The following is a 14887-nucleotide window of genomic DNA, read 5'->3' on the forward strand; positions in this document are numbered from 1 at the left end:
GAAATTCCGCTTTAGGCCAGTGACGGAAAGCCTTTGGCAGGCTTCGCTTTTCGGCCTCTGGGGGTCGGTTTCCTGCTACTGGCCGGCAGCTGGTCCGGCCAGATTTGAGGGGTGATTCACGTTTCGGAGGGCCGATGTCCACCCATGTGCGCCATCCGATCTGGCTTCCGGCCCTGCGGCCGGCGGATGCGCGCACCTTCGCTTCGCTCTATGCGGTGGAATCCTTCGCCCGCGCCACGATCTCCAGCGTCATCCCGATCCAGGCCTACGAGATCCTGCACAACGAGCGGATCGTCTCGATCCTCTACACCATCGTGTCCCTCATGGGTCTTTCGGTCACGCTGTTCATGCCGATTCTCATCCGCCGCTTCGCGCGGCGCTGGGTCTACACGGCAGGCTGCGTGCTGCTGGCGATCGGCTCCGCCTTCTTCGTCACCCACACGCTGCCCGGACAGATTGCCGGCATGCTTTGCCGCGTCATGGGGGCGAGCGCGCTGTCGATCACGCTCAACCTCTACATCATGGATCACATCCGCAAGACCGACTTCATGCAGGCGGAATCGCTGCGCATGGCCTGGTCGATGTTTGCCTGGACCGGCGGGCCGACGCTGGGCATCTTCCTCTACACCCATTTCGGCATCTATGCCGCGCATGGCGCCGTCGTGGTTTTTGCGTTCGCGCTGCTTTGCCTGTTCTGGTTCTACCGGTTGACCGACAACCAGTCGATCCGGCCCGGCAAGTCGCGCCCGGCCAATCCGCTTGCCAATATCGGTCGCTTCGTCAAGCAGCCAAGGCTCAGGCTTGCCTGGCTGATCGCGTTCGGCCGCTCCTGCTTCTGGACGACGTTCTTCGTCTACGGCCCGCTGTTCATGGTGATCACCGGCCCGGGCAAACTCGCCGGCGGCTTGCTGGTTTCGGCCGGCAATGCGCTTTTGTTCATGGCGATTTTCTGGGGCAGGGCGGGCAGGCGTTTCGGCGGACGGCGCGTCATGACCTTCGCCTATTTCGCCATGGCCGCGATGCTGTTTGCCGCAGGCGGCATCGGCGAGGCTGCGCCACTGCTCACGGCCGCGTTGCTGCTCTGCGGCGCACTCTTCACCATCGCGCTCGACGCGCTAGGCTCGACCGCGTTCATGCGCTCGGTGCGCTCGTACGAGAAGGCACAGATGGCTGCGGTCTACCGCACCTATCTCGATTTTTCCGAGCTGACGCCGCCGCTCGTCTATTCGGTGGTGCTCACCTTCTTCGGCATCGGCTCGGTGTTCGTCACGCTCGGCATCCTGGCCGCCTTCTGCGGCTTCGTCACCTGGCGCTACCTGCCGAAGGCGTTTTAACGGTAAAAGCGAGCATGATCTTTCCGAAAACCGGCTTCCACTTTTCGGGATCATGCTTGCTCTGCCGACAGCCGACACCCGGGAAAGGCTGTTGTCAATTGGCGGCCCTCCGGGTTGTAGCGCCCGCGCGTGAACCTTAAGGTCGCGCGCATGCTGCCAAGAACCATGTCGCTTACAGAGGAACTGGTCGCCCGTTGCTTTCGCGCGGTCGAGGATGCGGGGCCGGATCCCGATGCCGCGCATCTGGATGACGCCGACTATGACGCAATGGTGCGCATGCTGGAGGCTCAGCTTCCAGCCAACGAGCCGCTCTGGCTGTTTGGCTACGGCTCCCTGATCTGGAAGCCCGAGATCGAGCATGTCGAGGAGCGGGTGGCCCTGCTGCGCGGCTGGCACAGATCCTTCTGCATGAACATGACGCGCTGGCGGGGGACCAAGGACAGTCCGGGCCTGATGATGGCGCTGGATCGTGGTGGCCAATGCAAGGGCGTCGCCTTTCTGCTTGGCGAAGGCGACAGGCGCGAGCAACTCGACAAGATCCTGCGGCGCGAGGTGACGCTGAAGCCGACCAGCTACCATCCGCGCCTGCTCAACATGACAAGCAGTGGCGGCCCGTTGCGGGCGCTGGCCTTCGTCATCAACCGCCAGGGCACCACCTATGCCGGTGCATTAAGCGAGGAAAAGGTTGTCGAGAGGCTGGCGACCTCCTGCGGCCATTGGGGTTCGGGCGCCGATTATCTCTACAACACGGTGAAGAACCTGGAGCAACGCGGCATCCACGATGCGCATCTGTGGCGGCTGCAGCAGCTCGTCGCGGCGCGGATTGCTGCTTCGTAGCATCCGTAGGCCGTGCCGCAATCGGGCCGTGCGGTGGCGGAATTTGGTTTGCCGGTGATTGCGCTTCTGCCTAAGGTTCGCGCACCGTCGGCCTTTGGGCTACGAGGAGATTCCAACCTGGAAAGGCAGGGAATGACCGGCGCGACAGCCGCGAGCGGCAATAAAGCTTCCGATCGGAAGCTGATCTTCATCCTGGGCGGCGCACGCTCGGGGAAGAGCTCGCACGCCGAGAACCTGACGATCGCCCATCCATTGCCCTGGACGTACATCGCTACCGCACAGGCCTATGACGACGAGATGCGCGAGCGCATTGCGCTGCACCAGTCGCGGCGTGGCGAAGGCTGGGTCACCGTCGATGCGCCGCTCGACCTTGCCGGCGCGATCGAAGCCTTGCCGGATCACCAGGCTGTGCTGATCGATTGCCTGACATTGTGGCTCACCAATCACATGCTGGCCGAACATGATGTCGAGGCCGAATGCCGGCGGCTGGCGGATGTGCTGTCGCGGCCGCGCGGGCCGTGGTTCGTGGTCTCCAACGAAGTCGGATTGGGCATCGTGCCCGACAACGCGCTGGCGCGCCGGTTTCGTGACGCCGCCGGCCGGCTCAACCAGCAGGTCGCGGCGATAGCCGATAGTGTGCTGTTGATGGTGGCGGGGCTGCCGCTCAAGGTGAAATGACATGGCCGAGACAGAAGACAAAGAAGCCGAACGCCATCGCGCCAAGATGGCCAAGCGCAAGGCGGTGCAGGATGCCGAGGTGGCCGGCAAGACGATCGAGAAGGGCCTGCTGATCGTCAACACCGGCCCGGGCAAGGGCAAGACCACTGCGGCCTTCGGCCTGGCGCTCAGGATGTTGGGCTATGGCAAGCGCGTCGGCGTCGTCCAGTTCATCAAGGGCAAATGGCATACCGGCGAGAAAGACGCCTTCGCCGCCTTCGGCGACCGCGTCGTCTGGCACGCGATGGGCGAGGGGTTCACCTGGGAGACCCAGGACCTCAAGCGCGACATCGCCGCCGCCGAAGCCGCCTGGGCCAAGGCGCTGGAGCTGATGGCCGATCCGTCGATCAGCCTTGTCGTGCTCGACGAGCTCAACATCGCGCTTCGCTACGATTATCTCGACCTGGAAAGGGTGGTCGCGGCACTGAAGGCGCGCCGCGACGATCTGCATGTCATCGTCACCGGCCGCAATGCTAAGCCGCTGCTTGTCGAGGCGGCCGATCTGGTCACCGAAATGGGGCTGACCAAGCACCATTTCTCGGCGGGCGTGAAAGCCCAGCCGGGGATCGAGTTCTAAAGTGCGCTGGCGCCGTGGCCGCTGATCAAAATGGTCAGGTAGATCACGATCGCCGAGAGGATGGCGAACAGGCCGAGCAGCAGCCAGTCGGCGACACGGTAGAGCTTCAGCGCCTGGCGGATGTCGGTGCTTTCGGCCTCGCGGCGGCCGCCCTCGCCCATGAAAGCGTCCTCGACGACCTCGCCGCCATAGCTGCGCGGTCCGGCGAGCGAAAGCCCCAGCGCGCCGGCCATCGCGGCCTCCGGCCAGCCGGCATTGGGCGAGCGGTGTTTCCTGGCGTCGCGCCTCATGACCAGCCAGGCTTTGCGCGGACTGGCGCCGGGTACAAGAAAGGCCGCCAGCACGATGAGCAGGCCGGTCAGCCGCGACGCCGGCAGGTTGATCAGGTCGTCGAAGCGGGCGGCCGCCCGGCCGAAGGCCTCATATTGCGGCGTCTTATGGCCGATCATCGAATCGGCGGTGTTGGCGGCCTTGTAGGCCGCGCCGCCGCCCAGGCCGCCAATGCCGGTCCAGAAGGCGGGCGCGACGATGCCGTCGGAGAAGTTTTCGGCCAGGCTTTCGATCGCGGCGCGGGCGACGCCCGCCTTGTCGAGCTTTTCGGGATCGCGGCCGACGATGCGCGAGACGGCGATGCGGCCAAGCGTCAGGCCGCCGGTCTCCAGCGCGTCGGCGACCTCCTCGACATGCTCGGCAAGGCTTTTCTGCGACAGCAGCGAGGAGCCGAGGATCGCGGCGATGACGAGGCCCGTGGGGAACATCATCCACAACAGCACATGCAGGGCCAGGCCAATCAGGCCGGGCACCAGCAGAATGACGAGCAAGGCCTGGACGCCGCGGCGGCGACGCAATTCGTCGGAATCCGTCGCGCGGTTGAGCCGGCGATCGAGAAAGGATATCAGCCTGCCGATCCAGGTTACCGGATGGCCGACGGCGTTGAACAGCCAGTCCGGATAGCCGAGGGCACGTTCGACAGCGAGTGACAGGAAAGCGATCAGGATCGACATGAAGCTTCTAAGCGGAGCGATTGCAGCGGTTGATCACGGCGGCAGCCTTGGCCGCGCAAGCGCGCTTTTTCCTCATGCGCCACAACCTTTCGTGGATCTTTCGACAGGTATCAATCCGCACTCCTATCCGCTTTTCGAATTGCCCGCCATCGCCCTGTCACGATTGCCGGAGGCAGCACAACTGCGCGAATTGGCCGAAATTGCGGCTTCGGCCTATGGCGCGCCGTCAGCGGCACACGTGGCGGCGGCGCCCGGCACGCAGATTCTGCTGCCGCGCGTGGCCTCGCTGCTGCGCCCGGGCAAGGCGCTGGTGCTCGGCCCGACCTATGCCGAACACGCCCGGGCCGCGGCCATCGCCGGCCATGCGGTCGCCGAAGTCGGCGATTTCGAGGCGCTGGCCGAAGCGGATCTTGCGGTGGTGGTCAATCCCAACAATCCGGACGGGCGGGTGATCGAAAAGGCCCGCCTGCTCGACCTTGCCGCGCGGCTTCGCGCCAAGGGCGGGCTGCTGGTCGTCGACGAGGCTTTCATGGATGTCGGCCCGATCGAGCAAAGCCTGGCCGGCGATGTCGGAGAGGGCGGCATTGTCGTGCTGCGCTCGTTCGGCAAGTTCTTCGGCCTCGCCGGCGTAAGGCTCGGCTTCGCGCTGGCGGATCAACTGACGGCCGAGCGGCTGGATGTGCAGCTAGGGCCCTGGGCGGTGGCTGGTCCGGCGCTCGAATATGGCATCCGCGCGCTGTCGGATGCAAAGTGGCAGGCCGAGATGCGGCAACGCCTGGCACAGGATGCCAGGCGGCTCGACGCGCTGCTTGGCCGATTCGATGTTCCGGTCGCCGGCGGCACCGGCCTGTTCCGCTATCTGTCGTTTCCCGGGGCGTCGGGCCTGTTTTCGGCACTTGGCTCGAGCGGCGTGCTGGTCCGTCACTTTGCCGAGCGGCCGCAGGTCTTGCGCTTCGGTCTGCCGGGCAACGAGGCGGAGTGGCAACGCCTTGAAAGCGCGCTTGCCGCCTGGGCCATAGAGCCGGATGATTTCAGGTCGAAACGACCTGAAATCTGAATCCGGCTCTAAATTAAAAAGAAAGAGCATGATGTCGTCCGAAAACCGCTTCACACTTTTCGGCATCATGCTCTAGGCGCGAGGATGCGCCGAAGGAGATCGAAAGATGATCCACGTCTGTTCACTGTCGAAGGTCGACGAAACCGTGGCAAGGACCGGTGCGCAGCTGCTGCTTTCGCTGCTTGCCGCAGGCACCGAAGTGGTCCGTCCGGCCTCGATCCTGGCGGAAAACCACCTGCATCTGGTCATGCACGACATCGCCATCGCGCAGGAAGGCATGACCATGCCCGGGGAGGAGCATGTCCGCGCCCTGCTCGACTTCGCCTATCGCTGGGACCGGGCAAAGCCGTTGGTTGTGCATTGCTATGCCGGCGTCAGCCGCTCGACCGCGTCGGCCTACATCATCGCGGCGGCGCTTTCGCCCAAGCGCGACGAGATGGAGCTCGCCAAGACGCTGCGTTTCCTCTCGCCGACGGCCACGCCCAATCCACGGCTGATTTCAGTCGCCGACATGCTGCTTCAGCGCGACGGCCGCATGATCGCGGCGATCGATGCGATCGGGCGCGGTGCCGACGCGTTCGAGGGGGTACCCTTCGAACTAACTATTGAAAGTTGAGCCGCCGTTTTAGCTACGACAGCCAGTCCGCAAGCTTCGCCTTACGAACATCCCTGACCAGCTTGATAAAACCGTCGGCCTGCATTTCCGCCGTCAGGCGGCCCTTCTCGGCCGTGGCGATCGAGGCGTCGCCGACCACGCCGTTTGGATTGAGGTCGCTGGCGATCCAGGCGAAGGCGTGCGTTCCGGTGTGGCGCAGCAGGGCAAATTCCTTTTCGGCGCGGGCGACATTGGAGACGAAGTTATCCGCCTTGGTCATGTCGACGAGATCAGGACGGAAGTGCAGCATCAGCGAGGTCTCGACATCGCCGCCATGGATGCCGTGACGGTCCTCGAGCTCGGTGTACATGCCGGCCGGGCGGCCGAAACGCTGCCAGCTCGTCTTCACCGACAGCACCTTGGCGCGCACGCGCAATTCGCGCGAGATGATGCCCATGATCTCTTCGTTGCCGCCATGCGAATTGACGATGATCAGTTTCCTCACCCCGGCGCGGGCGACCGAGAGGCCAAGCTCGGTCCAGGCATCGACCAAAGTGGTGGCGGGCAAGGTGAGCGTTCCCGGCGCATGCAGGTGCTCGTTCGACTTGCCGACCGCCTGCACCGGCAGGATGCGGATGTCGAGATCGTCGGGCAGCCGCGCAATCACCGTCTCCAGCATGCCGACCATGATCGAGGTGTCGGTCGAGACCGGCAGATGCGGGCCATGCTGTTCGATCGCCGCCACCGGCAGCACGGCGATGGTCGCTTCGGCGTCGATCGAGGCATATTCGGTCGTCCGGTAGTCGCCCCACCACACACGTCTTGTCGTCACGTTTCATCTCCCGATTGTTCTGCGTCCGGCCTGAGGTCTAAAGGCTATCCCCGGCAACAGCTAGCCTGCTGCCAACACTTCCACCTCGACCTTGAATTCCGGACGGGCGAAGCCGGAAACGATCATCAGCGTGGAGGCGGGCGCCGGGTCCGAAAAGAGCCGGTTGCGGACGTCCATATAGGCCTGCAGGTGTTCGCGGCCGGTGACGAAGGCGTTGATGCGCACGGTGTCGTTCAAGGTCATCCCGGCTTCGCTCAGAATCGCGGCGATGTTCTTGAAGCAGAGCTCGGCCTGCGCTCCGGCGTCCTCGGGAACATGGTCGTCGGCCCCGATGCCCAGCTGACCGGAGCACAGCACCAGCCGTTTTCCAGCGGGTATTTCAACGCCGTGGCTGTAGCGAGCGAAGGGCGGCTTGATGGTCTTGGGGGCAAGGTATTTCAGCATGGCATTCTCCTGTGCGCCTTAAGACTAAGGCTCGATTCATGAAAGCTTCAAGATGCGGTGCATGCCGCCAGGGCGATTATGGACAGGCGTTCAAAAAATAGGCACGATGCCTTTCGTACAGCATGACCCTTCCGGTCTCGGCAATGACTGCCGCGCAAGCGGGCGGCCCGGGCGGTGGCATGTGTCTTGCTTCTTGAACCAATGGTGTCGAGCCCAGCGCGTCGCGCGCCGGAGCCAAGAGAGGGTGAGTTTATGATCGGAAATAGAAAGATCCTGGCGGGGTCGATCGCCTTGCTGGTGGCGGGCACGCTGGCTGCTGCCGCGAACGAGAAGGTGACGTTCGGCACCAACTGGCTGGCCGAGCCGGAGCATGGCGGCTACTATCAGGCCGTTGCCGACGGCACCTACGCCGCCTGCGGCCTCGATGTCACCATCATGCAGGGCGGCCCGCAGGTCAGCGGCCGGCCGATGCTACTGGCCGGCAAGATCGATTTCTATATGGGCGGCAATCTGCTTTCGGCCTTCGACGCCGTGCAGCAGGGCATTCCGATGCGTGTCGTCGCGTCCGACTTCCAGAAGGACCCGCAGGTCATCATGTCCCATCCGGGAGAGGGGCTGGACAAGTGGGAAGACCTCAAGAACGCCGACCAGTACATCATGGGTGACGAAGGCGCGCAGACCTTCTTCCAGTGGATGGTCACAGATCTCGGCTACGATGCCGCCAAGCGCGTGCCCTATACGTTCAATCCGGCGCCCTTCATCGCCAACAAGAAGTCGATCCAGCAGGGCTACGTGACGTCCGAGCCGTTCGCCGTGCAGAAGCAAGGCGGCTTCGTGCCGAACCAGTTTCTGCTCGCCGATTATGGCTGGGATACTTATGCGACGACCATCGAGGTGATGCAGGACACGATCGACAAGCGGCCGGAGGTGGTGCAGTGCTTCGTCGATGGTTCGGCCAAGGGCTGGTACAATTACCTCTACGGCGACAACAAAGCCGCCAACGAGATGATCAAGAAGGACAATCCGGACATGACGGATGAGCAGATCGCCTTCTCGATCGAGCAGCTGAAGAAGTTCGGCGTCGTCGATTCCGGCGATTCGGAAAAGCTCGGCATCGGTGCCATGACCGACGCGCGCATCCAGAGTTTTTACGACAAGATGGTCAAGGCCAAGGTCGCGCAGCCGGGCATCGACATCAAGAAGGCCTACACGCTGGCTTTCATCAACAAGGGCGTTGGGCTGGAGCTGAAGAAGTAAGGCGGCCTGCCTGAGATGATCCAGGAGAAAGTGGCTGAGACGCCGGTGGCATCGGGCGAGGCCCCGATGCTGCTGGCGTTGCGCAATGTCGGCAAGATCTTTTCCAACGGCGTGACGGCGCTGAGCAAGGTCGATCTTGCGATTCGCGAGGGCGATTTCGTCAGCCTGCTCGGCCCGTCCGGCTGCGGCAAGTCGACCGCGCTCAGGCTGATCGCCGGCCTGTCGACGCCGACCTCCGGGCAGCTCGATTGGCGAGGCTCGATCGACCGCTCGAACATCGGCTTCGTCTTCCAGGAGCCGACGCTGCTGCCTTGGGCGAGCGTCTTCGACAATGTCTGGCTGCCGCTCAGGCTGAAAGGCGTGTCGCGTGCCAAGGCCGAACCGGCGGTGATGGAGATGCTGGCGCGCGTCCATCTCACCGGCTTCGAGAACGCCGTGCCGCGCGAGCTCTCCGGCGGCATGAAGATGCGCGTCTCGATCGCCCGGGCAATGGTGACCAAGCCGCGCATCCTTCTGATGGACGAACCCTTCGCCGCACTCGACGAGATCACCCGCTTCAAGCTCAACAACGACCTTCTGGAACTGTGGCAGGACGAGCGTTTCACTGTGGTCTTCGTCACCCACAGCGTCTTCGAGAGCGTGTTCCTGTCCAGCCGCGTCGTTGTCATGGCCGCGCGGCCGGGCCGCGTTTTCGGCGAGCTCCCCATTAGCGCGCCCTATCCGCGCGACGAGGTGTTCCGGACTTCACCCGACTACGCCGCGCTTTGCCGGCAGGCCTCGGACGTGCTGGTCGACGCCATCAACTCAACCGCCGGACCTCATCATGACGGCCATTGACGACACTGCATTGAAGCTCGATCCCGAGGAGGCGCGCCGCGCGCGCCAGGAACGGCTGGAACGGATCGGCAAATGGGTGCTGCCGCTGGCGATCATGGTGCTGGCGATCTGGCTTTGGGATCGCATCTGCGTCTGGAACGAGATCCCGCAATACATCCTGCCGCGGCCGGGCGTGGTGCTGCAGACGCTGCACAATGATGCGGGGCTGCTGTTCTCCTCGCTGCTGGTGACGCTCAGGATCACCTTCCTAAGCCTGCTTCTCGCCGTAATCGGCGGCGTCGGGCTGGCGGTTCTGTTCGCGCAGTCGAAATGGGTGGAGATGTCGTTCTTCCCCTTCGCCATCGTGCTGCAGGTGACGCCTATCGTCGCAATCTTTCCGTTGATCAACATCTATGTGAACAACCAGACCGTCAAACTGCTGCTCTGCGCCTGGATCGTCGCCTTCTTCCCGATCCTCTCCAACACGACCCTCGGCCTGAACTCGGTCGACAGAAACCTGCGCGACTTGTTCAAGCTCAACGGCGCGACACGCTGGCAGCAATTGCGCTATCTGCGGCTGCCGGCGGCGATGCCCTATTTCCTCGGCGGGTTGAAGATCGCCGGCGGCCTGTCGCTGATCGGTGCGGTGGTCGCCGAATTCGTCGCTGGCGCGCAGGGGCAGTCGTCGGGCCTCGCCTCGCGCATCATCGAGGCAGGCTACCGGCTCAACGCTCCCAGGTTGTTCGCGGCGCTGATCCTGATCTCGCTCACCGGGATACTGATCTTCCTGGTGCTGTCGCTGGTGTCGCACCTCATCCTGCGCCGCTGGCACGAGAGCGCTCTGAAGCAGGAGCGCTAGAGTGGTTGAAGCAGCAGTGGAAATCGCGAGGACCAGATCTTGATACCTGCCTCTGGTTCCTACCGGCTCACCAATGCCCGTGTTCATCGGTCGTTGACGCCCGGCCTTGCGGTGCCCTTCGACGCGGACGGTTTCGCGCTGGCTGAGCTGGCCGTCGCCGACGGCAAGATCGCGGGCATTGTCGCCCATGCCAGGTCGAAGGCGCAGGCCGACGCGATCGACCTTGGCGGCCGGATCGTGCTGCCGTGCTTCGTCGACTGCCACACCCATATCGACAAGGGCCATATCTGGCCGCGAAAACCCAATCCCGACGGCACGTTCATGGGCGCGCTCAACGCCACCGGCGCCGATCGCACCGCGCGCTGGAGCGCCGAGGATGTGGCGCGCCGCATGGATTTCTCGCTGCGCTCAGCCTATGCGCATGGAACCAGGGCCTTGCGCACGCATCTCGACAGTGTCGCGCCGCAGGAAGAAATCTCCTGGCCGGTGTTCGAGATGATGCGGGAAAAATGGCGCGGGCGGATCGACCTGCAGGCCGCGTGCCTGCTCGGAATCGAAGGCGTGCGCGACAAGAAATGGTTCGAGAAATTGGCGAAGCGCGTCGCCGCGGCCAAGGGTGTGCTGGGTGTCGTGACCTACATGGTGCCCGATCTCGAGGAACTGCTTGACCAGGTTTTCGCGCAGGCGATCAAGCATGGGCTCGATCTCGATTTCCATGCCGACGAGACCGACGATGTTGCGGCCATCTCGTTGAAGAAGATCGCAGAGGCTTCGCTGTGGAACGGTTTTGAGGGCAACATCCTGGTCGGCCATTGCTGCTCGCTGGCGCGCCAGCCCGACCTCGAGGTGCTCGACACGCTGGACAAGGTGGCGAAGGCGCGGCTCGCCGTGGTGTCGCTGCCGATGTGCAACCTCTATCTGCAGGACCGCCGCAACAACGGAACGACGCCGCGCTGGCGCGGCGTGACGCTGCTGCACGAGATGAGGGCGCGCGGCATCAAGGTGGCGGTCGCCTCCGACAACACGCGCGATCCATTCTACGCCTATGGCGATCTCGACATGCTGGAGGTCTACCGCATGGCGACGCGCATCCTGCATTTCGATCATCCGGTCGGCGACTGGCCGAAGGCGGTGGCGGCGACGCCGGCCGAGGTGATGCGGCTCGACGGCGCCGGGACGCTTGCCGCCGGCGGCAGCGCGGACTTCATCGTCTTCAAGGGGCGGAGCTGGACCGAATTGCTGTCGCGGCCCGAATCGGATCGCATCGTGGTGCGCCAGGGCAGGGCGATCGAACGCCAACTGCCCGACTATGCCGAACTCGACGAACTGATGGTGGGATGATGGATATCGCTGCGCTGAAGCGCGATCTTGACGGAATCAAGGTTGACGACCATCCGGCCATCGTCCAGCAGAAGAGCCGCGACTTCTACTGGTACAGTCCGGTGCTGAAAGCGCAGCTCGACAACGTCAAGGGCGACCTGATCGTCACGCCGAAGAACGAGGATGAGGTCATCCGCGTTCTCGCCGCCTGCCACAAGCACGGCGTTCCGGTGACGCCGCGCGGCAGCGGCACAGGCAATTACGGGCAGGCGATGCCGCTGTCGGGCGGCGTGGTGCTCAACCTCGCCGAGATGAAAGAGATAAAGACGATCGCGCCCGGGCGCGTGGTGACCGGGCCAGGCGCGGTTCTGGCCGACATCGACAAGGCGACGCGGGCGCATTCCGTTCAGGAACTCAGGATGTCGCCGTCCACTTACAACACGGCCTCGATCGGCGGCTTCGTCGCCGGCGGTTCGGGCGGCGTCGGCTCGATCCGCTGGGGTGGCTTGCGCGACCTCGGCAATGTCATCCGGCTGAGGACCGTGACCATGGAAGCCGAGCCGCGTGTCATGGATCTCACCGGTGAGGACGTGCTCAAGGTCATGCACGCCTACGGCACCAACGGCATCATCACCGAGGTCGAGATGCCGCTGACCGCTTCTTACGACTGGATCGACGCCATCGTCGGCTTCGACGATTTCATGGACGCGGCCGGCTTCGGCAACGACCTTGCCATCCAGGACGGCATATTGGCGAAGCTGATCACGCCGATCGCGGCGCCCATCCCTTACGACTATTTCAAGCGGCACCAGAAATTCTTCCGGCGCGAGCAGAGCATCGTGGTCTGCATGATCGCGCCACACGCGATGGACGCTTTCGTCGCCTTCGTGTGCAGCACCAAAGGCGAGATCGTTTTCCGGGCCGACCGGGAGGCAGACCTCAAGGGACTGCCGCCGGCCTACGAACTGACCTGGAACCACACGACGCTGCGGGCGATCCGGGTCGATCCGACCATCACCTATCTCCAGGCTCGCTATCCGTCGCCGGATCATCTGGCCCACGTCAAGGCGATGGTCGAGCGCTTCGGCGACGAGGTGCCGGCGCATCTCGAATTCATCCGCTTCGACGGGGCGATCGGCGCTGCCGGCCTGCCGCTGGTGCGCTTCACCACGGAAGAGCGGCTGGACGAGATCATCCGCATCCACGAGGACAATGGCTGCTGGATCTTCAACCCCCACCGCTACACACTGGAGGAGGGAGGCATGAAGCGAACGGACGAAGCGCAGCTTGCCTTCAAGCGCGCGACCGATCCGCAAGGGCTGCTCAACCCAGGCAAGATGATCGCCTGGGAGAACCCTGCCTATGACTATCGCTCGGGTAAGCCCTTCCTGTTCCAAGGGCTGCAAAAGGCGAGTTGAGCCGATGGCGAACGTGCGGCGCGCTGACCCGCGGGATGCTCTTCCGTGAAAATCCTCGTCCTCTACGCTCATCCGGTTGAGACCAGCTTCAACGCCGGCCTGCACAGGACGATCGTCGAGCGCCTCGCCGCGGCGGGGCATGCGGTCGACGACTGCGATCTCTACGCCGAGGGTTTCGATCCGCGGCTGACGCGCGCCGAGCGGCTCGGCTACCACGATCCGCGCGGACCAAACGACTCTGTCGCCGGCTATGTCGAAAGGCTGCAGGACGCCGAAGCGCTGGTGCTGTCGTTTCCGGTCTGGAATTATGGCTATCCGGCGATCCTGAAAGGGTTCTTCGACCGCGTCTTCCTGCCCGGCGTGTCGTTCAAGCTGGTCGACGGCAAGGTGCGGCCGACGCTGCACAACATCCGTAAAATGGCGGCCATCACCACCTATGGCGGCAGCCGTTTCCGCGCCATGCTGATGGGCGACCCGCCGCGCAAGATCGTCAAGCGCATGCTGCGGGCCACGATCAAGCCCGGCGCTCCCGTCTCCTATCTCGCGCATTATTCGATGAATCTGTCGACCGACGAGACGCGCAACGTCTTCATGGCGAAGGTCGCGGCCACGATGGACGCTTTCTGATGCGCGTGCTGGTGGTCTATTGCCATCCAGTGCCGGAGAGTTATTGCGCGGCGATCCGCGATACTGCCGTCGAGGTGCTGAAGGGGCGGGGTTGGGATGTGCGGCTGCTCGACCTTTATGCCGAGAATTTCGATCCGGTGATGAACTGCGAGGAGCGGCGCTTCTACAACGACCGGGCGCCGAAAGACCCGGCATTGGCACCGCATTTCGAGCATCTGCAATGGGCGCAGGCGATCCTCTTCATCTATCCGACCTGGTGGTACGGCCTGCCGGCGATGCTGAAGGGATGGTTCGACCGCGTGTGGGCCACGGACATCGCCTTCAAACTGCCAGGCGGCAGGGGGCGGATCACGTCGCTGATGCGGCATGTGACCAAGGTCGGCGTCATCACCACCTGCGGCGCGCCGACCTGGTGGAGCGTCGTCGTCGGCCAGCCCGGCCGCAAGACCATCCTGCGCGGCATGCGGGCGCTGTGCGCCGCCCGCTGCAAGACGTTTTTCCTGGCACACTATTTGATGGATGCCTCGACGCCGAAGAGCAGGGCCGGATTTTTGGTCAAAGTTCGCAGAACGCTGGAGCGGTTTTAGGGGACGTCAGCGATCCTGCGGGATAGCGCCGAACGGGTTTGCCTTTTTTTATGCGGAAATGAAGTGCATATTAATGGCATGACCAAGCTTTTCGAACATGCTGTCGAACGCGTCCGCACCTTGCCTCCTGAATTGCAAGACGAGTATGCGCGTGTCCTCTTGCGCCTCGCGGGTGACGACGGAGACGAACCTGTTCATCAACTGAGCCGAGAGGAAAAAGCCTCGCTCGCGATGTCCCGGGCGCAGGCTGCACGCGGTGAATTTGCAACCGACGAGGAAGTTCGTGCTGTTTGGGCGAAGCACGGCCTTTGAAGCTTCGTTATACACTGGCGGCGTTGGCCGAGTTGGATGAGGTTCTCGGCAATATAGCATTGCAGTCACCCAAAGGAGCGAGGCGGATCCAAGCCAGACTCCATGCGGTCATCAATTTATTGCTTGAACATCCCCTAAGCGGCGTCGCTACAGACGAAAGGCCGATGCGCCGGATCGTCGTGAGGCCTTATCCGTACCTGATCTACTACGAGCCTTCCGCCGACGAAATCGTGATTGTCGGTATTCGTCATGGTGCTCGCGATCCCTCAACCATGCCGGACAAGTAACAACGGT

18 protein-coding genes are annotated in these 14887 nt (G+C 63.6%); 15 read left to right on the forward strand and 3 right to left on the reverse strand.

Annotation, left to right across the window (positions count from 1 at the left end; genetic code table 11):
- Nucleotides 1-134 precede the first annotated feature (134 nt).
- From AC0YKC_RS08025 to cobO, 4 genes are all read left to right on the forward strand, one after another.
- Complete coding sequence (locus AC0YKC_RS08025; protein ID WP_488510716.1) at nucleotides 135-1334, forward strand: MFS transporter; 1200 nt, start codon at nucleotides 135-137, stop codon at nucleotides 1332-1334.
- 150 nt (nucleotides 1335-1484) lie between these two features.
- The gene (locus AC0YKC_RS08030; protein ID WP_488510717.1) at nucleotides 1485-2171 is read left to right on the forward strand and encodes a gamma-glutamylcyclotransferase; all 687 of its coding nucleotides are present in this window, start codon (nucleotides 1485-1487) and stop codon (nucleotides 2169-2171) included.
- A gap of 132 nt (nucleotides 2172-2303) precedes the next feature.
- On the forward strand, nucleotides 2304-2849 hold the full coding sequence (gene cobU / locus AC0YKC_RS08035) for a bifunctional adenosylcobinamide kinase/adenosylcobinamide-phosphate guanylyltransferase (RefSeq protein WP_488510718.1): 546 nt from the start codon (nucleotides 2304-2306) through the stop codon (nucleotides 2847-2849).
- Between the two features lies 1 nt (nucleotide 2850).
- Nucleotides 2851-3465 carry a cob(I)yrinic acid a,c-diamide adenosyltransferase gene (gene cobO, locus AC0YKC_RS08040; RefSeq protein ID WP_488510719.1) on the forward strand — a complete coding sequence of 205 codons (615 nt, stop codon included), beginning with the start codon at nucleotides 2851-2853 and terminating at the stop codon, nucleotides 3463-3465.
- Here the strand turns inward: cobO and cbiB are convergent.
- A complete protein-coding gene (gene cbiB / locus AC0YKC_RS08045) occupies nucleotides 3462-4469 on the reverse strand; it encodes an adenosylcobinamide-phosphate synthase CbiB (protein WP_488510720.1) in 1008 nt (335 codons plus the stop codon). The two genes, cobO and cbiB, sit on opposite strands and share 4 nt — an antisense overlap.
- Between cbiB and cobD the strand changes: the two genes are divergently transcribed.
- Nucleotides 4468-5526 (forward strand): threonine-phosphate decarboxylase CobD, encoded by a 1059-nt coding sequence (gene cobD, locus AC0YKC_RS08050; RefSeq protein ID WP_488510721.1) that lies wholly within the window; start codon nucleotides 4468-4470, stop codon nucleotides 5524-5526. The two genes, cbiB and cobD, sit on opposite strands and share 2 nt — an antisense overlap.
- A gap of 106 nt (nucleotides 5527-5632) precedes the next feature.
- A complete protein-coding gene (locus AC0YKC_RS08055; RefSeq protein ID WP_488510722.1) occupies nucleotides 5633-6142 on the forward strand; it encodes a tyrosine phosphatase family protein in 510 nt (169 codons plus the stop codon).
- 13 nt (nucleotides 6143-6155) lie between these two features.
- Here the strand turns inward: AC0YKC_RS08055 and AC0YKC_RS08060 are convergent, their stop codons facing one another.
- Both AC0YKC_RS08060 and AC0YKC_RS08065 read right to left on the reverse strand, forming a co-directional pair.
- Nucleotides 6156-6953: a creatininase family protein gene (locus tag AC0YKC_RS08060; protein ID WP_488510723.1), complete on the reverse strand. Its 798-nt coding sequence runs from the start codon at nucleotides 6951-6953 to the stop codon at nucleotides 6156-6158.
- A gap of 60 nt (nucleotides 6954-7013) precedes the next feature.
- On the reverse strand, nucleotides 7014-7397 hold the full coding sequence (locus tag AC0YKC_RS08065) for a RidA family protein (protein ID WP_434723234.1): 384 nt from the start codon (nucleotides 7395-7397) through the stop codon (nucleotides 7014-7016).
- Between the two features lie 252 nt (nucleotides 7398-7649).
- Between AC0YKC_RS08065 and AC0YKC_RS08070 the strand changes: the two genes are divergently transcribed.
- The 9 genes from AC0YKC_RS08070 (at nucleotide 7650) to AC0YKC_RS08110 (ending at nucleotide 14880) form a co-directional block, all read left to right on the forward strand.
- The gene (locus AC0YKC_RS08070) at nucleotides 7650-8654 is read left to right on the forward strand and encodes an ABC transporter substrate-binding protein (RefSeq protein WP_320295271.1); all 1005 of its coding nucleotides are present in this window, start codon (nucleotides 7650-7652) and stop codon (nucleotides 8652-8654) included.
- A gap of 15 nt (nucleotides 8655-8669) precedes the next feature.
- Nucleotides 8670-9491 carry an ABC transporter ATP-binding protein gene (locus tag AC0YKC_RS08075; RefSeq protein ID WP_488510724.1) on the forward strand — a complete coding sequence of 274 codons (822 nt, stop codon included), beginning with the start codon at nucleotides 8670-8672 and terminating at the stop codon, nucleotides 9489-9491.
- Nucleotides 9478-10329, forward strand: a complete 852-nt coding sequence (locus tag AC0YKC_RS08080; RefSeq protein WP_320295273.1) for an ABC transporter permease — start codon at nucleotides 9478-9480, stop codon at nucleotides 10327-10329. The genes AC0YKC_RS08075 and AC0YKC_RS08080 overlap by 14 nt, the downstream gene beginning before the upstream one ends.
- A 39-nt stretch (nucleotides 10330-10368) precedes the next feature.
- The gene (locus tag AC0YKC_RS08085; protein ID WP_488510725.1) at nucleotides 10369-11670 is read left to right on the forward strand and encodes a cytosine deaminase; all 1302 of its coding nucleotides are present in this window, start codon (nucleotides 10369-10371) and stop codon (nucleotides 11668-11670) included.
- A complete protein-coding gene (locus tag AC0YKC_RS08090; protein ID WP_488510775.1) occupies nucleotides 11670-13067 on the forward strand; it encodes an FAD-binding oxidoreductase in 1398 nt (465 codons plus the stop codon). Before AC0YKC_RS08085 ends, AC0YKC_RS08090 begins: the two co-directional genes overlap by 1 nt.
- Before the next feature lie 45 nt (nucleotides 13068-13112).
- On the forward strand, nucleotides 13113-13694 hold the full coding sequence (locus AC0YKC_RS08095; protein WP_488510726.1) for an NAD(P)H-dependent oxidoreductase: 582 nt from the start codon (nucleotides 13113-13115) through the stop codon (nucleotides 13692-13694).
- The gene (locus AC0YKC_RS08100; RefSeq protein WP_488510727.1) at nucleotides 13694-14281 is read left to right on the forward strand and encodes an NAD(P)H-dependent oxidoreductase; all 588 of its coding nucleotides are present in this window, start codon (nucleotides 13694-13696) and stop codon (nucleotides 14279-14281) included. The genes AC0YKC_RS08095 and AC0YKC_RS08100 overlap by 1 nt, the downstream gene beginning before the upstream one ends.
- A gap of 78 nt (nucleotides 14282-14359) precedes the next feature.
- Nucleotides 14360-14593: a hypothetical protein gene (locus AC0YKC_RS08105; RefSeq protein WP_320295277.1), complete on the forward strand. Its 234-nt coding sequence runs from the start codon at nucleotides 14360-14362 to the stop codon at nucleotides 14591-14593.
- Nucleotides 14590-14880 carry a type II toxin-antitoxin system RelE/ParE family toxin gene (locus AC0YKC_RS08110; protein WP_320295278.1) on the forward strand — a complete coding sequence of 97 codons (291 nt, stop codon included), beginning with the start codon at nucleotides 14590-14592 and terminating at the stop codon, nucleotides 14878-14880. The genes AC0YKC_RS08105 and AC0YKC_RS08110 overlap by 4 nt, the downstream gene beginning before the upstream one ends.
- Nucleotides 14881-14887: the final 7 nt, after the last annotated feature.

The sequence above is a fragment of the Mesorhizobium sp. CNPSo 4661 genome (assembly GCF_057784215.1).

What these genes read in the sequence shown, in the direction of transcription:
- AC0YKC_RS08025 (WP_488510716.1), top strand. Translation starts at nt 135, where the DNA reads ATGTCCACCCATGTGCGCCATCCGATCTGGCTTCCGGCCCTGCGGCCG.
- AC0YKC_RS08030 (WP_488510717.1), top strand. Translation starts at nt 1,485, where the DNA reads ATGCTGCCAAGAACCATGTCGCTTACAGAGGAACTGGTCGCCCGTTGC.
- cobU (WP_488510718.1), top strand. Translation starts at nt 2,304, where the DNA reads ATGACCGGCGCGACAGCCGCGAGCGGCAATAAAGCTTCCGATCGGAAG.
- cobO (WP_488510719.1), top strand. Translation starts at nt 2,851, where the DNA reads ATGGCCGAGACAGAAGACAAAGAAGCCGAACGCCATCGCGCCAAGATG.
- cobD (WP_488510721.1), top strand. Translation starts at nt 4,468, where the DNA reads ATGAAGCTTCTAAGCGGAGCGATTGCAGCGGTTGATCACGGCGGCAGC.
- cbiB (WP_488510720.1), bottom strand. Translation starts at nt 4,469, where the DNA reads ATGTCGATCCTGATCGCTTTCCTGTCACTCGCTGTCGAACGTGCCCTC.
- AC0YKC_RS08055 (WP_488510722.1), top strand. Translation starts at nt 5,633, where the DNA reads ATGATCCACGTCTGTTCACTGTCGAAGGTCGACGAAACCGTGGCAAGG.
- AC0YKC_RS08065 (WP_434723234.1), bottom strand. Translation starts at nt 7,397, where the DNA reads ATGCTGAAATACCTTGCCCCCAAGACCATCAAGCCGCCCTTCGCTCGC.
- AC0YKC_RS08070 (WP_320295271.1), top strand. Translation starts at nt 7,650, where the DNA reads ATGATCGGAAATAGAAAGATCCTGGCGGGGTCGATCGCCTTGCTGGTG.
- AC0YKC_RS08075 (WP_488510724.1), top strand. Translation starts at nt 8,670, where the DNA reads ATGATCCAGGAGAAAGTGGCTGAGACGCCGGTGGCATCGGGCGAGGCC.
- AC0YKC_RS08080 (WP_320295273.1), top strand. Translation starts at nt 9,478, where the DNA reads ATGACGGCCATTGACGACACTGCATTGAAGCTCGATCCCGAGGAGGCG.
- AC0YKC_RS08090 (WP_488510775.1), top strand. Translation starts at nt 11,670, where the DNA reads ATGGATATCGCTGCGCTGAAGCGCGATCTTGACGGAATCAAGGTTGAC.
- AC0YKC_RS08100 (WP_488510727.1), top strand. Translation starts at nt 13,694, where the DNA reads ATGCGCGTGCTGGTGGTCTATTGCCATCCAGTGCCGGAGAGTTATTGC.
- AC0YKC_RS08105 (WP_320295277.1), top strand. Translation starts at nt 14,360, where the DNA reads ATGACCAAGCTTTTCGAACATGCTGTCGAACGCGTCCGCACCTTGCCT.